This window comes from Magnetococcales bacterium (assembly GCA_015231925.1).
Taxonomy (GTDB): domain Bacteria; phylum Pseudomonadota; class Magnetococcia; order Magnetococcales; family JADGAQ01; genus JADGAQ01.
The window spans coordinates 1-16,489 of record JADGAQ010000089.1 but is presented as its reverse complement, the minus strand read 5'-3'; the positions used below and the strand labels follow the sequence as shown (position 1 = coordinate 16,489).

At 57.5% G+C, this 16,489-nt stretch carries 14 protein-coding genes and 2 pseudogenes; 12 read left to right on the top strand and 4 right to left on the bottom strand.

Translation table 11 applies throughout. From position 1 onward, the window contains the following. From HQL56_11050 to HQL56_11030, 5 genes and pseudogenes are all read left to right on the top strand, one after another. The coding region (locus HQL56_11050) for a hypothetical protein (GenBank protein MBF0310052.1) at positions 1–226 on the top strand (226 nt) is incomplete at its 5' end. After that, positions 213–422 carry a type II toxin-antitoxin system HicB family antitoxin gene (locus tag HQL56_11045; GenBank protein ID MBF0310051.1) on the top strand — a complete coding sequence of 70 codons (210 nt, stop codon included), beginning with the start codon at positions 213–215 and terminating at the stop codon, positions 420–422. The genes HQL56_11050 and HQL56_11045, both read left to right, overlap by 14 nt. Positions 423–424: 2 nt before the next feature. Then, positions 425–663, top strand: a pseudogene (locus tag HQL56_11040) (type II toxin-antitoxin system HicA family toxin). Next, positions 660–1,379, top strand: coding sequence for a Retron-type reverse transcriptase (locus HQL56_11035; protein MBF0310050.1), 720 nt, complete (start codon positions 660–662; stop codon positions 1,377–1,379). The pseudogene HQL56_11040 and the gene HQL56_11035 overlap by 4 nt, the downstream one beginning before the upstream one ends. A gap of 224 nt (positions 1,380–1,603) precedes the next feature. Beyond that, positions 1,604–4,123, top strand: a complete 2,520-nt coding sequence (locus HQL56_11030; GenBank protein MBF0310049.1) for a hypothetical protein — start codon at positions 1,604–1,606, stop codon at positions 4,121–4,123. 21 nt (positions 4,124–4,144) lie between these two features. On the opposite strand, the gene HQL56_11025 is transcribed toward HQL56_11030, so the two are convergent. Genes HQL56_11025 through HQL56_11015 form a run of 3 tightly spaced genes read right to left on the bottom strand, consistent with a single transcriptional unit; the run spans position 4,145 to position 9,601 of the window. Then, positions 4,145–6,214, bottom strand: a complete 2,070-nt coding sequence (locus HQL56_11025) for an AIPR family protein (GenBank protein ID MBF0310048.1) — start codon at positions 6,212–6,214, stop codon at positions 4,145–4,147. After that, positions 6,207–7,223 (bottom strand): PD-(D/E)XK motif protein, encoded by a 1,017-nt coding sequence (locus HQL56_11020; GenBank protein MBF0310047.1) that lies wholly within the window; start codon positions 7,221–7,223, stop codon positions 6,207–6,209. Before HQL56_11020 ends, HQL56_11025 begins: the two co-directional genes overlap by 8 nt. After that, positions 7,220–9,601 (bottom strand): Z1 domain-containing protein, encoded by a 2,382-nt coding sequence (locus HQL56_11015; GenBank protein ID MBF0310046.1) that lies wholly within the window; start codon positions 9,599–9,601, stop codon positions 7,220–7,222. Before HQL56_11015 ends, HQL56_11020 begins: the two co-directional genes overlap by 4 nt. 556 nt (positions 9,602–10,157) lie before the next feature. On the opposite strand from HQL56_11015, the gene HQL56_11010 reads away from it, so the two are divergent. The 7 genes from HQL56_11010 to HQL56_10980 all read left to right on the top strand — a co-directional run bounded on the left by HQL56_11010 (position 10,158) and on the right by HQL56_10980 (position 14,851). Then, a complete protein-coding gene (locus tag HQL56_11010) occupies positions 10,158–10,958 on the top strand; it encodes an HNH endonuclease (protein MBF0310045.1) in 801 nt (266 codons plus the stop codon). A gap of 1 nt (position 10,959) precedes the next feature. Next, the gene (locus tag HQL56_11005) at positions 10,960–11,862 is read left to right on the top strand and encodes a DNA cytosine methyltransferase (GenBank protein ID MBF0310044.1); all 903 of its coding nucleotides are present in this window, start codon (positions 10,960–10,962) and stop codon (positions 11,860–11,862) included. Positions 11,863–11,924: 62 nt separating this feature from the next. Next, positions 11,925–13,775, top strand: a complete 1,851-nt coding sequence (locus tag HQL56_11000; GenBank protein ID MBF0310043.1) for a putative DNA binding domain-containing protein — start codon at positions 11,925–11,927, stop codon at positions 13,773–13,775. Further along, positions 13,772–13,960, top strand: a complete 189-nt coding sequence (locus HQL56_10995) for a hypothetical protein (protein MBF0310042.1) — start codon at positions 13,772–13,774, stop codon at positions 13,958–13,960. Before HQL56_11000 ends, HQL56_10995 begins: the two co-directional genes overlap by 4 nt. A gap of 9 nt (positions 13,961–13,969) precedes the next feature. Beyond that, positions 13,970–14,125 carry a hypothetical protein gene (locus HQL56_10990; GenBank protein ID MBF0310041.1) on the top strand — a complete coding sequence of 52 codons (156 nt, stop codon included), beginning with the start codon at positions 13,970–13,972 and terminating at the stop codon, positions 14,123–14,125. Next, positions 14,122–14,457, top strand: a complete 336-nt coding sequence (locus HQL56_10985; protein MBF0310040.1) for a nucleotidyltransferase domain-containing protein — start codon at positions 14,122–14,124, stop codon at positions 14,455–14,457. The genes HQL56_10990 and HQL56_10985 overlap by 4 nt, the downstream gene beginning before the upstream one ends. Further along, the gene (locus HQL56_10980) at positions 14,444–14,851 is read left to right on the top strand and encodes a HEPN domain-containing protein (GenBank protein ID MBF0310039.1); all 408 of its coding nucleotides are present in this window, start codon (positions 14,444–14,446) and stop codon (positions 14,849–14,851) included. Before HQL56_10985 ends, HQL56_10980 begins: the two co-directional genes overlap by 14 nt. 116 nt (positions 14,852–14,967) lie before the next feature. Here the strand turns inward: HQL56_10980 and HQL56_10975 are convergent. After that, positions 14,968–16,038 (bottom strand): annotated as a pseudogene (locus HQL56_10975) (transposase). Positions 16,039–16,489 lie beyond the last annotated feature (451 nt).

Here is a 16,489-nt window from a genome sequence, read left to right as displayed (position 1 = left end):
GGATCCGGTGGAAGCCCGCCACTCCCACCGCAAACAGGAAATCCTCAAACGCGCCAATCCGCGCCTGGAAAAAATCCGCGTCCTGTTGCGCCTGAGCCACGAGCAGCACTATCTTTCCCATGACGCTTTCGAATACGCCGTGCGCCATCTCCTGGAGATCGGGCGGATGCTCGGCGGCTGGATGAAACAGCAGGAAAACGGGGGAAAAGAGAATGCGCATCTATGATGCCGTAATCGAGCGTTGTCCCGATACGGGATACTATGTGGGCCACGTCCCCGGTTTTCCGGGTGCCCATTCTCAAGGGGAGACCCTTGATGAGTTGCAAGCCAATCTTCAAGAGGTGATTGCTTTGCTGCTGGAAGGCGGAGAACCCCACCTGCAGTCCGAGTTCGTTGGCACACAACGAATCCAGGTAGCCTGACGATGGGCCGTATTCCTCCCCTTTCCCCGCGGGAGTTGGCTGCCTTTTGCGTGCGTGGCGTTTCGAAATGGTGCGCCAGCGTGGTTCCCACCAACAATGGCGACATGCCGACGGACGTCAGACAACCCTGCCCGTCCACCCGGGAAGGGATGTGTCGCCTGTTCTGATTCGCCAGATCGCCAAGGATGTTTCCCTCGACGTGGAAACCTTTCTGGCAGGCCCCGCTACCACATCGTCGTGAAACGAACCGGTAACCTCTTCGACCGCATTGTCCGCTTCGCCAACCTCTGGCAGGCAGCCCACAAAGCCTGGCGCGGCAAGAAAGACAAAACCCGCATCGCCCATCTCTGCTTCGCCCTTGAGGTGGAACTCCTCTCCCTCCAGGAGGAGTTGCAGAGCGGCTCCCGGTCTCCCCGCCCCTATCGCACCTTCGAGGTCTTCGAAGCCAAGCGCCGCAGCATCGCCGCCGCCGACTTCCGCGACCGGGTGGTGCATCACGCCATCATGAACCTGCTGGAACCCGCATTCGAGCGCAGCCTCATTTCCCGCACCTTCGCCTGTCGCCTCGGCAAGGGCACTCATGCCGCCGTGCGATATGCCCAGGATCCCGGCAGAAGGCATGCCTTTTTCCTGAAATGCGACGTGCAAAAATATTTCGAGAGCATGGATCAGTCCATTCTCAAAATCTTGCTGCGCAGGCATCTCAAGGACGCCCGCCTGTTGACTCTGCTGGACCGGATTTCCGTGTGTTCACATCAGCAATGTCGCATAATCCGGGGGAAAATCAAGATTGACCTGTGCGGGATGGGCAGCAAAAACAACAGGTCCATGGCAAAGTCGAAAGCCCCGCATTCTGGAAAAATTGACCCTTTGGCAATTCTCCGGTGTACACCATCCATCCAATGGGGATGCGGAATGATACGGAGGCCATCAGAATTCATTATGCTGACTGCATAATGGCATAAACTATAGTTGTTTTTCGTGTGAAACCGCTCCGGAAACACGGCATGGACTTTCAATACAACCACACCAGATCGAACATCATGAGAACCGGGATCAGGGAGCTGGTCCTGGCAAGTGACGTCTCTGTTCGTCTGGGAAATTGCATCGCCAACAACGAGGATCTTCCATTCGAGACGGTCGGAGCATACGTCCAGGCAGGCGACAAGGGAATCCTGAAAATGTTGTCCATACCCAATCTGGGCAGGAAGACTGCGTTGGAACTGGATGCCCTGGTCAGAACATATGTGGAATCCGGGGAGGCTCTGCAGAGAGAGGATCCAGAATACGACGAGCCTTTGCCAAAAAGGGCAAGCGATCAGGGGCGGGACAACATTCTGCGCCTGTTGGGAAACGTTCCGTTGCAGGCGGCTCTCAGGCATACCGGGGTCGAAGAAAGGGTCAGAAAGGGCGTCGACTCCCTCGGCGACGTCTGCTCCATCGGCGAGTTTGTCGAGCGGTACCAGGAGATACACACCCGTCTTCTGAAACAGTGGAGCTTCGGTCGCAAGTCACTGAAAAAAATTGAGGAAACGATTGAACAGATCATTCGATTGCGGGTTGGACAGGTTTCCGGCAATCGCGAGTTGGCCGACTCTGTGACGCTTGAGGAGTTGGTCGGAGGAGATGTTCCTGCAGGGGTACTCCACCGTTTCGCGGACATGGTTTTTCCCTCCGACTTCGGGGGAGAGGTCGACCTGGATGCCCTCTTTTCCGAACCGACAGAACTCCGGGACGTTCTCGAGCAGGTATTGCCGGTTGTTCATGCCCTCTCAATCAAGGAAAAGGATGTCATCCTGCGAAGATACGGACTGAACGGTTTTGCACCGCAGGCTCTGGAGGACGTGGCCAGGGAATTTTTCGTCACCCGTGAACGGGTACGTCAGGTGGAATCCGGAGCCATCAAGCGTCTTGGGGTGCCCAGGAATGCCGCTTTGTTTCGCAATCTTCTCGATGCCGAATCCATGCAGCTATGGTCAAACCTGTCCGGCGATACCGGATTCATTCCTGCGGAAGGCATGGAGACGGAGGCAATCCGCTCCAACGGTCTGCTCCGTCTGGCCCTCGATGTGGTCCATGATGGCGTTCACGGCTGGCTCAAGGCCACCGGTCGTCCTGTCCTTGGTGGATGGTTGAAAAATGACATCCCCGCCGATGAGTTCAGAAGTGACGTGCGCCTCATGGCAGAATTGGCCAGGGAGGGATTGTTCCCCATGCCGATCGGGCAGGCAGAAAAGACGACCGGCATGGACGTTCAGCGGATGCGCAGGGCAATCCGTCTTGTTTCGGAACTCCGAATTTTTGAGGGCCATCTTGTGAAGGGACACTTTGGTGTCCAGGCAAAAAGAACAGTTCGATTTTACAAGATGCTGCAGGCATCCCGGAGCAGACGTTTGATCGACTTCCGCATCCATCTGGCGGAATACGAGCGGCAGTTTCCGGAGGATGGTTGTTTCTTGCGCATTGCAGAGTTGACAATGGAACGTGCGCCCGGCCTTTTCAAAAAGGTGTTTGACAATTTCTGGTTTGCTGTTACACCGCCCGGCATTCCCATGGACGAGTCTGAGGCATCCGTATTGGTGGATGATGTCCCCATTGTGTACGCAGAACCGCAGGATGAAGAGGATCCAGGACCGGATGTCATGGGGGTGAAACAATGGCTGACGGACCTGCTTGATGTCAGGGGTCCCATGCGCTTCAATGATATAAAAGCCGAAGGGGTGGAGTCTCTTCCGGTGGGTATTTCGATCAACAGTCTTGGCGCTGTCCTCCAGACGGCCGGAGAATTCATGCGATTGGCCCCTGGAGTGTACGGCCTGCCGAAACATCTGGCTTTCATCAGAAACACCGGGAGACGCTATCCTTCCTCCCTGATGACGGAAGAGCAATGCCGGTGGTACGCCATGGCCCGCAAAGCCGGGGAACCGATGTCCCTGTTCCCGGCCTGGGACTTCCGGTTCGAGAGGGCGTTGTGCCATCTGGCAATGGCACATTGCAGCAGCGAGCTTTACGGTTCGCTGTTGGCTGTTTCCAGCCCCTCCCGGTGGGACTGCCCGCCTGACGAACTTGAAAAATGGCGTTGGCTGAAAAAACAGCACGGACGTTACCAGCTGGACGTTCCCTGTCGTCACTCCCTTGATCCTGGCAAGGTCACTCCCGATCAATTGCTTTCCGCCCTGTTGCTGATGCGCGCCACGGGAAGCCTGAGCTGGATTTCCTTCAACAGGGCCGGATTGACCCGGATCGACAGTCACAAATGCGCAGGCGGTTTGGCGCTGCTGATTGCAATGGGGGCGATCCAACCTGCGAGGCACTGGCAGGAGAGGCATTTGCCCGGTCCCGAAGCCGACAGGATACTCGAAATCCTTTCCGGGGAGCTGGCTTCCAAAGGAAAACTGTCCTGGAGATCGGGCGGGGCAAGAGAATTGCTGATCGCAGCCGGTGCCACCATCCCCCTCTCCGGAAAAGGATGGGTTGATGGCGGGGAATACAAGGAATTCATGGATCGGTTGCAGGACAATTGCAGCAAGGATGGCGAAAAGAATGAGGCCGGGGAATCCGATCTTGACGGAATAATCGGTAAGCAGGGATGGGCCCGGGAGTGGGAGAATGAAAAGCCTCCCGGAAATGATGCGTCCCAGGCCGATACCTGCGATGATCTGTTTCCGGGTGATGATTGGGAAAAGCAGTGGCAGGAGTAGTTGTCCACCTCCCTCAAGGAGTCAAACATCGGCAATGATGCCATGTTCCACAGCCAGATTCAGGATGATTCTTGCATCCATGGCCTGGGAGGACCACGGCTCCCTGGACCAGCCGTTGGCTGCGTAACCACCCAGAGTCGAGGCCACCTTCCGCTGTCGCTGATCCAGCACACCGCTTTTCAGTCCCCATGTGGCAATTTTCATCCAGGTTTCGGCCTCGATCCTTTTGCAGCGGGCAATGGCGTCCAGCTCATCAGGGGAAACAACCACCTGTTTCTCTTCCGGTTTGTTCCCCCACCCGGAGGTCTTCACGGTTCTGCTTTGCAACTCGGGCGGCAACCTGTCCGGCAGGGACAGTTCGGGCATGTCCCGGATCGCTTTCCAGCAGGCTTCCTTCTTGCACCATTCGGTGATGTTCCGGCCTGCCGCCGAGGCGATGATCTCCGCACTGATCAGGTGTGACCATGAGCGAAGCAGGTCCGCAAGTTCCGGGGAGATGTCCTGCCGCTCCCAGACCGAGCCAAGGTCGAACCGTCCGGATGACCGGAAGGAGAGCGCACTGACCAGATAGGCTACGATGTTGGCCCGGTAGGCAGGAAACTTTTCCTGGGAAACAATGCGATAGGATTGTCTGCAAATGATCGCCTTGGCGATCATCTCCCGGTAGTACAAGTCGTCCGGCACCCAGCCTTTCGGACGGACAATCCGCAGTTCCTGCATGAACATCACGAAATTCTTCTGTCCACCCATGCTGACGATGTGGGGACGCTGCTCCCAGGAATCAAGGAATTTCGCCATGTCAGTCTTGGTGAACTTGCGCGCCACTGGCGTGCGTTCGTTGAACTGACGTTTCTGGGCAGGGGTTGTTGCATCGGCCCTGGCGATCTGATACTGCCCGCGTGCTCTCTCGTAGAACCACCGCCCCTGCTCGCCGGGACACCACACCGAGTTCGACAACCGTTCAATGGCGATGTGGAACGGGTCGTTGGAAGAAAAATCCGCCATCTGAACAACGTTTTGGGTGTTCGCATATTCGGCAATTTTCGGGGCAAAGGCATCCAGGAGGTCGGGATGCAGCTCGGTAATCTTTGTCGGGACAAATACCTGTGAAATGTCCACCTTGTCGTACCGTTTCGCCCTGTGAATGGATGCCGTGGTCTGACCTCCGTTGACGATCTGCAATCCCTTGGCCGACTCGATGCCCAGCCCCCCGCCAGGCAGGGTGGTGGTGACCAGAGACTCGACGGTCACCGAGATGCCATTGTTGTAGGCCAGAAACCGGGCCGGTTCGTCGCGCAGGGTGGTTCTGATGCCCTTGTTGACCTTGCCTCTTGCCTGGAGGAACGACCGGACATTGCGCTCAAGCAATCTGGCCCCGAACTGATCGTACATCCGAAACAGCGTTTCCCCCGGCAGAATGGCCAGACAGGCCGAATACTCGGGCAGGTCGGATGGAACCCGAATGCAGGGCAGAGGGGCCCCGGTCAGTTTCACGAAATCGATCACGATCTCATCCTGGGGACGCCCGGATTGCAGGATGCGGAACAGCCTTTCGATGTCCCAGACATGAAAACTGATCTGGATGCCACCGGGGAGTGCCATCGGATTGATTTCTTTCTTTCCGGACACTCCATCCGTCAGGATGAACACCCGGACATTATTGATCTGTTTCTTCAGGTCGCAAATCCTCCCGGCCATGGCGAAAGATTCCGATGCCGGTTCCATGGTCTTGTGCAGTTCCCGGCAAGCCGCGTCGAAAAAGCGAACCGGCTGCTCGGCGGCTTTTCTCAATTCATCGGGGGGAATCCGTGCAGGTTCACCGGCATTCAGGAAAACTGTCGAGAAAAGATCCAGCGTGTCTTCCTCTTCGTTCACAGCGTAGCCGTTGACCCTGGCAATGGATTTCCCAACCCGACCCTCGAAATAGGCCAGATGCGGGGTTTCCGTGAATCCGTCCTCCTCCAGATGTTCCAGGACGAGTTCAGTGAAAGCGGTTTCCTTGAAATCTCCCTGACCATCCCCGCCCCCCATGGCTCGATCCAAAACCTCGGCATTGAAATCAATCACGAATTTTCGCAGTTCGTCATCCATGGTCGGTACCGAGAAGGAGGTGAACGGCTTCCTGTTCTTCCGTGGCAAAGGAAGCGCAGGCGTCTATGGAAACCTGATAACTGGCCGAGACGATTCCGGGTCTTGCATCGGACGGCCTGATCCTTGGGAACCCGCCCGCCACTCTGAACCAGCGCAGGCAAACGACCATGAATCGTCGGGAGGCGTAGAGGCTTGCATGGGTATCAAGATAACCGGCCTGGATCAGGAGTCCATCAAGCCGGGCCAGAGCGGCGACATCTTCCCCGCCCACGCGGTTCCGGATTCGCTCGACCAGTTCCGGCAGGGTGTCACCGTTCTCTCCGCTGCCGATATCCAGCATGGCATGGCACAGCAGAAGCAACCCGACCCGCGTCTCGTCAAGCTGGACCAGACTGGAAACGGTGAAACCGGGACGTGACGGGGTCGAAGAGGATTTCACCTCCAGGCAACGCCCTCCGAAATCAAAGTCGTGGATACCCCCCAACGGCCCCTTCCAGGAACCGGTGACATTCCCGGCAGGAAGGTTTCCGGCCAGTTTCTCCAGCAGGACAAGTTCGGCGAACAGACCGGCCTGTTCGTCCGGTCCCAATCCGTCCGGGCCATGTTTCTGCATGAATGCCTGCCAGATGTTCAGTCTTGCCACGAACACACGCAGTCCTTCGGCGTCCGATGAAGCCTCTCCCACAGCTCCGGCAACATCCTCGACCAGCACCTCGAACACATCGCCATACCGGTTGTCGGCAAGCACCAGACAAAGCCGGACTTTTCCGTTCGGACCCGGGATCACGGTTTCGGGATGAACAGTGAAACCCACAGATCGTGGAAAGCGGATGGATGTCGGGACCGTTCGTGATTCAAGCTCGACCAGCAGGCCGGGAATGGCACCGGGTTGTCCAAGGGCTGCAAAGATGTCACAAGCGGATGCCGGATACACGCGCCGGGCGTCCCACCCCGAAGAAGAACAGGTCGAGGCACCTATCGATCTCCAGGCATCACCGATAATGGTCACTCCGTCGACCCCATTTCCATTTCGGAATAGATGTTGTTGACGACATACTCCACCTGGCTGGCAGAAGAGCTGGCCGGAAAACTGATCCCGACTCCAATAAGCGGACCGGGAATGGATAAACCACCCTTTGCCGGAGCAAGCGGATAGAGCAGCAGCAAACCCCGTTGCGGAGGACGCATTTCCCTGATGAACGGTCCCATGGGCATGTCAGGAGCCTCCCGGCGTCGGGAACGTCCCGGGTCGGCATGCCAGGCTTCAACGGTTCGTGCCAGGGCGGACTCGTAGGCATTCTGGTCCAGATCGATGGCCTCGTCGCGTGGAGCCAACAGTCGGCGGATCATGTAACGTCCAAGTCTTTTCTGAGAGTCCATGTCGTGACACCGCTCGTTGGGGGACCGTTCGAGCAGATCGACAGGAAACCCGGCCACGGTCGTCCTTCCGCCATTCCCTCCGGACACCAGGACCACGGTCCAGTCAGTCAGTTCCCCCACCCGATTCTGCGCCTCGATGTATCTGACCAGCAACTCCCCGTTCACCTTCACGGCGGCTTCGTGAGTTCTGTGGTCTCCAAGAAAACCGGTCACGCGCTCCGGACTGACACCGTTCCACAGAGTGGTCTGTTTCCAACGCTCCTGCCTGCCTGCCGGTCTGGTTCGCACCGGGTCTGTTTCCGCAGCAGGTCCGAGGGACGTGAGGAGCCGTTCGGTTGCCGCCAGATTCGCAGCCAACACCTCGGGCTGGCGGTGGAAGACCACCGTTTCCGAAAGAGAACCGGCAAAGGAGAGACGAAGGGTGGCATGATGGCGCATCTTCACTCTGGAGGTGACCATCAAGGCAGGGTGGGATTTCACCTTCAAACCGTATTGTCTCGGCGTACCGCCGATGGCCACCATGTGGTCGAACTCCTGCCGCAGCTCTTCATTGGCTTCGGTGATGTGCTGGAACCATTCATCCAGCTCCCGGGTTGTGAACAGGCGGCACAAATCCAGGTAGCCCGGACGGTATCCGAACCACCGGCCCATTTGCATCAGGGTGTCGTACATGCGGGACGAGCGGAGAAAGTAACTGACCGAAAGCCCCTCCAGGGTGAGCCCCCGGGAAAGCTTGTCCCCTCCGATGGCAATGACGGCCAATCCGGTCTGGCGGTGATTCTCATAGTCGAGCACGTCCCCAGCCGTGCCATTGATCTCCCGAATGCGAACATCATCAAGAACATCCAGCAAGTGAGGTTCCACCGCTTTCCATGAAAGAACCGGAAGATGGTTGTCGCCCGTCTCCCGGATGACGCGGGACGTGGTTGGAAGGAAATCCTCCTCCCACATTTTTTTGAATCCTTCCCTGAAAGAGGATGTTCCCGTTTCGCCATGCCTGAGGCGGCGCTCAATGACCTGCACCTCTTTTTCCACCTGTCGTTTGACAGCCCTCTGGACCGAGGTGAATCGGGTGACATGGACCAGCATCGAATGGTGGACGCCTGTTTGTCCCCTGGCCCGTCTGCCAGCGCAAGCCAGAATGAAGGCCATGATCGCCTCCCTCAGGGAAGGGGGGATTTCATCCCGTCCGTCATAAAGGGGACGGTGACCATTCCTGTGTCCTGGGGGCGCCCAACCGATACGTTCCGCTGCGGAGTCCGATATCGCATGGTCCGTGACATGCCGAACCAACGGGAGAGGCGAAGAACCGTGTTCTGTCCCGACGTCCGGTTCCAGTCCAAAGATCCTGGCCGGACCGGAATAGTTGGAAGGAGCCGGAAGGTTCAGGATGAAGCTCCTTGGGAACAGATCTTCTCCCTCCTCCAGCGTGCGCCCCTTGTCGTGGATGAAAATGTTGGCAAAGGGGGTGGCCGTATACCCGACAAGCGCACTCTTGTTGAATGAATGCAGGATGCGTCGGATCAACCCGTTGATGACCTTTGGATCATAATCCTGGTCCGGTTCCCCGTCCTCGTTGTACTCCTGGAGGCCCGTGTCAACAGAGGCATGGTCGGCTTCGTCATCGATCAGCAGCAGCGGCACATTCTTCAGTATCGGCCTGCCGGTTTCCGGATCCCTCTCGTCGGCGGCGCGCCTGATCCATGTCAGAAGGTTTTTCAGAACGGAGGCATTCTTTTTCACCACAAACAGGACCGGTCTTTCACCGGGAGTGAAACCGAGCTGACCAGCCACCCGACGACTGATGTCCCCGAACGTGCTGCGGTTTGTGAAGCAGTACGGGCTGATCGAGGGATCGGAGTCGATCAGCCCGACGCCAACCGGGTGAAACTCCTGTTGCAGCACACCTCGTGAAGGTGTTTGTGCCGATTCGTATCCAAGGAAACCTTCGTCCAGACGCATCTGGGTCTGGCTGCGCAGGCTGTTGTGGGTTCCTCCTGGGTCCATTGCCTGACATGGCCAAGGCCAAGCCAGCTTTCCGCAACCAGGAGACGGCGGTTCCTGTAGACATAAAATCCTTGCTGGGCCGTCCAGCCCCTCGGTCCTCCCCTACGGACGAACTGCTTCTCATCCAACCGATCCTTGTGGGGAAGCACATATCCTTTCATCCTCACTGCAGCGCCATCCAGAGACCGGAACACCTCTTCTGGGGTGGATGTGGCACCGTGGTCCCGCAGGAACAGATCCCATGGCTTGACCCGGTTGCTTTCCGCATCGTAATCTGAGAGGAAGGGAAAAGGGGCGATTGCTATCATTTATCTCGGGTTAGGTATGAAAAGCGATTTCGACACTGTGTTGGAAATGTCGCAACTTCTAATACAGAACGAGACAGGGCGTCTGTACTCTACCATCACATCAGAAAATATTATTAGAGTCGTTGATTGTGTGTTGGAGCTAGAAGAAAAATGGCGTCAATCCGTAGATAAAAAACATGTTATTCAAATACTGACAGTGCGTTTATCTCTTTGGCTCGATCCAACACTTAAAAATATGGAAGACTCCCATGGCAGCGGGTAAACCATGGTCACGGGACGAATTATTACTGATAATGAACCTGTACTGCCGGATCCCTTTTGGGAGGCAGCATCAAAGATCTCCGGAAGTCATTCAGCTCGCTTCTGTTTTAGGGAGAACACCGAGTAGTGTTGCCATGAAGATGAATAATTTTACTTCTCTTGATCCCAAGGAAAAATCCCGTGGGGTGCGTGGATTATCTGGTGCAAGCAAGTTGGATTTGAGCGTTTGGAACGAATTCCATTCTGGTTGGGAGAATATGGCAGAGGAAAGCGAGTCTCTATGGCAGAACAGAGTAGAGGGACAAATCAAGACGCATGCGATACCTGATGATTTCTCCATTAGTAAATGTAAAGATAGCGCATTAGTTCAACCATCAGGTCCTACTGAAGGAAGGCGTGAAGTTAGCATTAGATTATCTCAAAGATTCTTCAGGCGGACGGTGCTAATAGATTATAGTGTTAGATGCTGTATTTCCGGTATCCAAATTCCTGAATTACTCATAGCAAGCCACATATTGCCGTGGGCCGATTTTCCAGAACACCGCATCAACCCGTCCAATGGCCTTTGTTTGTCCAGAATGCATGATGCAGCGTTTGATCAGGGGTTGATAGCGTTTGATGAGAATATGTGCGTGTTATTGAGTAAGAGATTTATGGAATTCCTGCCGAATGATGCGATCGAGGTAAATTTTAGCGCTTATGAAGGGAAACCACTTCGTTTGCCTGAAAAATTTCACCCAAGCAGAGAGTTCCTCGCCAAGCACAGGGAGATGGTTTTCCAAGGATAATATGGCCAGACTGTCAGGAAAATTTTCCCAAGACAAAGACTATTCATGGTTGGGGAACCTGGGCCGGATCGACATGATTCTGGCATCTCCCGAATGCACCAGCCATACCTGCGCCAGAGGCAACAGGGATCGGTGTGACGACAGCCGGAACACAGCGTTCCTCGTATTGAAATTCATCGACCACTTCCGCCCCCGATGGGTGATCATCGAGAACGTTGTCCATATGAAACGGTGGGAACGGTACCGAGAGTTTATCGGGGAACTCCGCAACCGGGGATTTTCCGTCGGGGAACAAACGCTGGATGCGGCCGGATTCGGTGTACCCCAGAACCGGCGACGTCTTTTCATAGTCTGTGACAGAGAGGCAGCAGAGGTTCCGGTGATCATGCCTTCCCGGTCAGCCACACAGATAGCAAGGGACATCCTTGATCCATGCGGTGTATGGAGGAGGAGTCCTCTGGACAACGGCAAGCGCGCCCTCCCAACTCTGGAACGGGCGGGACGCGCCATCAAGGAACTGGGAAAGGGCATTCCGTTCCTGGTGGTATATTACGGCAGCGACGCGGCGGGCGGCTGGCAATCCCTGGAACGGCCAATCAGGACGTTGACAACATTGGATCGGTTCGGTCTGGTGGAGTGGGAAAACGGTATTCCCACCCTGCGAATGCTGCAGGTTTCGGAACTGAAACGCGCCATGGGATTCACCGACAACTTCGTCCTGTCGCAGGGGTGTCGCCGGGACCGGTTCAAGGTGCTCGGAAACGGCGTCTGCCCTCCGGTCATGGCATCCATCGTCGAACAAGTCGCATGGAAATATGGCTGTCAACATATTGTTCCAGAAATGAAATTTTTCCGGAACGGATTCGGGCTTGCCGTGAATCATGAAAGTGAAGTGCATGTCTGATCGCAGAGGGTCGCATATTCTCATGGGCATTCCATCCAGGGAAACGAGTCCGGAGACGGAGCATGCCCATCGACCTTGATTCCCTGCGCGAAGGCTGGGACTGCGAGGCGAAGACCGCCGGTGGGCGGGATGGTCGCGGGCAGGTGCCCGCCAGTCTGTGGGAAACCTACAGCGCCATGGCCAACACCGAGGGCGGGATCATTCTGCTCGGTGTACGCGAAAGCAGGGACGGACATTTTCAAGCGGTCGGCATTCCCGACCTCGACCGGGTGGAGCGGGATTTCTGGAATCAGGTCAACGACCCCAACAAAGTGAACCGCAACCTGCTGCGACGGCAGGACGTGGAGCGGATCGATCTGGAGGGGCGCGCCATCCTCCTCATCCGCGTTCCCCAGGCCGAACGGCGGCAGCGCCCGGTCTTTCTGAACGGCAATCCCCTCAAGGGAACCTACGTCCGCCGCCACGACGGCGATCACCGCACCTCCGACGAAGAGGTACGGCGGTTCCTGGCCGAAGCGGAGGAGTCGCCGCGTGACGGAGAAATCCTGGACGGCTACGGTCTGGACGATCTGGAGCCGGACAGTCTGGCGGCCTTTCGCAACCTGTTCCGCACCCAATCTCCCGGTCATCCCTTCCTGGCAGGGGATGACCGGGAGATGCTGCGGCAGTTGGGAGGTTGGGGGCGGGAACGCACCTCCAACCGGGAAGGCCCGACCCTGGCCGGGTTGCTGATGTTCGGCAAACAGCGGAGCATCCTCGACCGCCTGCCCGCCTTCCACCTGGATTATCAACACCTTCCCGAGCCTTCCGACCCGGCGGGGATGCGCTGGCTCGACCGAATCACCCCGGACGGCACCTGGCCCGGCAATCTGTTCGAATTCTACCGCAAAGTGGTCCCCAAACTGCGTGATGGGGTACGAATTCCTTTTCGGTTGGGGCAGGATCTCCTGCGCCGGGATGACACGCCCCAGCACGAGGCGTTGCGCGAGGCCCTGGTCAATGCCCTGATCCATGCCGACCATGCCGGTCGCGGCGGCATTCGGATTCGGCGCGCCCCCAACCGGTTCGAGTTCATCAACCCCGGCACCCTGCGCATCCCCAGGGAGCAGGTCCGCATCGGCGGACGCAGCGACTGTCGCAATCCTGCCATCCAACGGATGTTCCAGATGATCGGCGCGGGCGAGAAGGCCGGTTCCGGCTTCCCGCGCATCGTCCAGGCCTGGCGCGAACAGCACTGGCGTGCCCCTTTGCTGGAGGAGGATCACGAACTCCACGAAACCCGGTTGACCCTGACCACCTTGAGCCTGTTTCCCGTCGAGGTGAGCGAGGAACTGGAGCGGCGATTCCCCGGACGGCTCGCCGCCCTGGATCAGGAAGCACGCTTGGCCCTGGCCACAGCCCTGCTGGAGGGGCGGGTTTCCAACAATCGCCTGCGGGAACTCACGGAAACGCACCCCAGTGACCTGACAAGGATGCTGCGCGGGCTGGTCCGGGAAGGCTTCCTGGAATCCCATGGCAAACAGCGGTGGACCTGGTACACGGTCCAGGCAGGGGCTGCGCTTGTGGAGGAGGCTGACGGGAGGTCCGAAGGTTTGGTCGGAGGGTCCGAAGGTTTGCCGCCGGGGTCCGAAGGTTTGCCGAAGGAACTTCTGGATCAGGCGGCCAGCATCCGGACTCGCGGCAAGGTTGGCAGGGGGGATGTCCACGCGGTAATCCTGGCCCTGTGCCGGGGACGCCACCTCTCTCTGCGCACCCTGAGCGGTATGCTTGGCCGCTCCCCGGACTACGTCCGCCCCAATTTTCTCCGTGAACTGGTGAAGTCCGGGCAACTGGAGTCCCTGTATCCTGACCGTCCGAACCATCCGGATCAAGCCTATCGCACCCGTGATGGAGTGGAAGGGGATGCAAAGTGAGTGGCTCATCGGGCCTTGCTGCCTTGGTGACCTCCGATGCGTTGCGTCGCCTGGCAGGCCCCCAGTCTTTTTCCCGTGGGCAGTCCTATCTCGCCGGTGGACAGGTGCGCTCCCTGTTCGAAGACGGGGAGTCCATCACAACCAGGAACACTGTCAAGTTGGCGAACCCCTTCAAACCATGGTAGCATGCAGGCATGGATACGACCCCAGAACTCTATCATGGCTACCGCTTTCCTGGCGAGATCATCGGCCACGCAGTTTGGTTCTACCGCCGTTTCGCCCTGCATTTCAAGAATGTTGAAGAAATCTTGGCTGCTCGGGGCATTCATGCGGAAAGGTGGAAACCATGACCGGCGTGACCCAGGAATTGTTGGCGGAAGCGACCCGGATCATCATCGCGGCGGTGGATCCCGAACAGGTGATTCTCTTCGGCTCCCACGCCCGAGGCGAGGCGCGTGCTGATTCCGATCTCGATCTGCTGGTGGTGGAGTCCGCGCCCTTTGGTCCGGAACGCAGCCGCTACCGGGAGATGGCGCGCCTGGAAAAAGCCATGGGGCGGTTTCCCTTGGCCACGGACATCCTGGTCTACAGCCGCGAGGAGATCGAACGTTTCCGTAGCGCGGCCTGCCATCTGATCCATCAGGCCTTGCAGGAAGGGCGGGTACTGTATGAGCGACCGTGAAACCGCCCGCCAACTGTTGACCATGGCCGCCAAGGATTTCCGGGCGATGACGATCCTGGCCCATGCGGAACCTGTCCCCGTGGAAGCCTGCGGCTTTCACGCCCAACAAGCGGTGGAAAAAGCGCTCAAGGCTTGGCTCGCGCTCCTCGGACAAAAGCCGCCCCGCGCCCACAGCCTGAGCATCCTGATTCAGCAATTGGAAACGCTGGGGGTCGAGGTCGAACCGCTGTGGGACTTCGCCGAGCTGTCACCCTTCGCCGTACAATTCCGGTACGAATCTCTCGATGGCATGGATATTGGCCTTGATATCGCTGACTGGTTGGGGCGGGTGCAGGAGTTGGTGGAAAGGGTTGAAACGGTACTGGCGAAGCTGGCAGAAACTCGCCCCGACTGATCCGGTAAGGAGGTCAGCTTCGTCTTGGGAATGATTGGAGTGTACCAAAATATAGGAAGCCTTCTCTATCATAACGATAGCCCAAATGTAGCCGATTTATTGGAACCAAGGAATGGTCACGCTGCTGCCCGATGGTAGGACCGGATGATTCCTCCCAGGGACTCCCTGCTGCGGATCGTCCCAGTCTCCTGGGGCCGGAAGTTCACTTGCAAGACGTTGTTCCCGATGCCATCGCCTGAATGAGGTCGCTCGGTATTGTAATGGTGGATCCAGGTCTTCAGAATATAGGCGAGTTGAGATCGACTGAAACAGACAAAGAAATCAAGCAGTTCGCGCTTTAGGCTGGCCACAAAGGATTCCGCGTATGCGTTCACCTGAGGCGCTCCGTGGGGAATCTGGATGACCCGAACGTCTTCTGATTTCCAGACCTCGTTGAAGGGGCCGGAGAACTTGGTGTCGGCGTCACGGATCAGGAATCGGGCTTTGATGCCTTGCTCATCGCACCACATCAAGGCGTTGCGGGCCTGTTGGGTTACCCAGGCACTGTCGGGGGAATAGGTCGGCGCGCTGCAATGGACCCGCCTGCTACCCAGATGGATGAAGACCAGGGCGTAGGCTGTCATCTTGCCCATGGGGGTGAAGACGTCCCAGGTGAAGAAATCGCAGGCCACGACGGATTCCAGGTGAGCCTTGAGGAAGGTAAGCCAAGGCAGCGGCGGTTTCTTCTTCTCCTTCTCGGGGGTTGGGTGGATGTCGGCTTCCCGCAGAATCCGCTTGACTGTGGTGGCTCCGGCATACAGCCCCAGCTTTTTGAGTTCCCCGGCGATGCGCCGATAGCCCCAGAGGATGTTCTCCTTGGCCATGAGGATGGCGGCGTCCCGCAGTTCCTGGGCCAGACGGGGGCGTCCGAGTTGCTTGAAAGGCTGGTCCTGGTTGGACTGGCTGACCCAGCGCCGATGGGTGGCGGGCTTGACGATCTCCATCAGGTCGGCGACATTGTGGGCGCACTCGGCTCCGATGCGGAGAAGTTCCGATTATTCTTCTGGCGACGGGGAAATGCGCTTGGTCGTTACTCGCGCTTGAAGGATGCGGATCTGAGCCTTGAGGAACCGGATTTCGGCATTATGCCGGGGACTGAAGAAGTGGGCCATCATGGTCCACAGGAGGAGCATGAACGAACTTGGCATTGCGGAACCGCCCTCGCGCTGTTTTGAAAAAATGGCCAGAAGCCATGAGAGGACGGTATCCTACATTTTGGTACAGGCCTCAGAAAGGGTCGATGGCACCCCCCTGCCCTCCTGGTCTTCGAGAACTTCCACGCACCCCCGGTCAACGGTATGCAGCCGGATCGGGATCGACCAGGAAGAGGCGCATGAAAGAGTCATGGCGTGCAGTCCCCCCGGTCTGAGCAGGTGACGGACAGGGGCTGAAGAACTTTTTTTAACCTTCCCCGATTCCCCTGGTCCATAAACAGGTTGCCTTCCTGAAATCCCGCTCGCCAGATCGAAAAGAAATTGGAATATTCTCCTCTTCGGGAGTCGAACCGAGCGGAGAATTTTCCGTTTGGCGTATGGTTCGCTCCACCCATTTTCTTCTCTCCTGGCCACTATTCTCTAAAAGCTCTGGACTCGCCCCTGG

Excerpts from the sequence above, each read along its gene's own strand:
- HQL56_10980 (MBF0310039.1), top strand. The coding sequence starts at position 14,444 with ATGAGCGACCGTGAAACCGCCCGCCAACTGTTGACCATGGCCGCCAAG.
- HQL56_11045 (MBF0310051.1), top strand. The coding sequence starts at position 213 with ATGCGCATCTATGATGCCGTAATCGAGCGTTGTCCCGATACGGGATAC.
- HQL56_11000 (MBF0310043.1), top strand. The coding sequence starts at position 11,925 with ATGCCCATCGACCTTGATTCCCTGCGCGAAGGCTGGGACTGCGAGGCG.
- HQL56_11015 (MBF0310046.1), bottom strand. The coding sequence starts at position 9,601 with ATGGACCCAGGAGGAACCCACAACAGCCTGCGCAGCCAGACCCAGATG.
- HQL56_11025 (MBF0310048.1), bottom strand. The coding sequence starts at position 6,214 with ATGGATGACGAACTGCGAAAATTCGTGATTGATTTCAATGCCGAGGTT.
- HQL56_10990 (MBF0310041.1), top strand. The coding sequence starts at position 13,970 with ATGGATACGACCCCAGAACTCTATCATGGCTACCGCTTTCCTGGCGAG.
- HQL56_10985 (MBF0310040.1), top strand. The coding sequence starts at position 14,122 with ATGACCGGCGTGACCCAGGAATTGTTGGCGGAAGCGACCCGGATCATC.
- HQL56_11005 (MBF0310044.1), top strand. The coding sequence starts at position 10,960 with ATGGCCAGACTGTCAGGAAAATTTTCCCAAGACAAAGACTATTCATGG.
- HQL56_11030 (MBF0310049.1), top strand. The coding sequence starts at position 1,604 with ATGTTGTCCATACCCAATCTGGGCAGGAAGACTGCGTTGGAACTGGAT.
- HQL56_11010 (MBF0310045.1), top strand. The coding sequence starts at position 10,158 with ATGGCAGCGGGTAAACCATGGTCACGGGACGAATTATTACTGATAATG.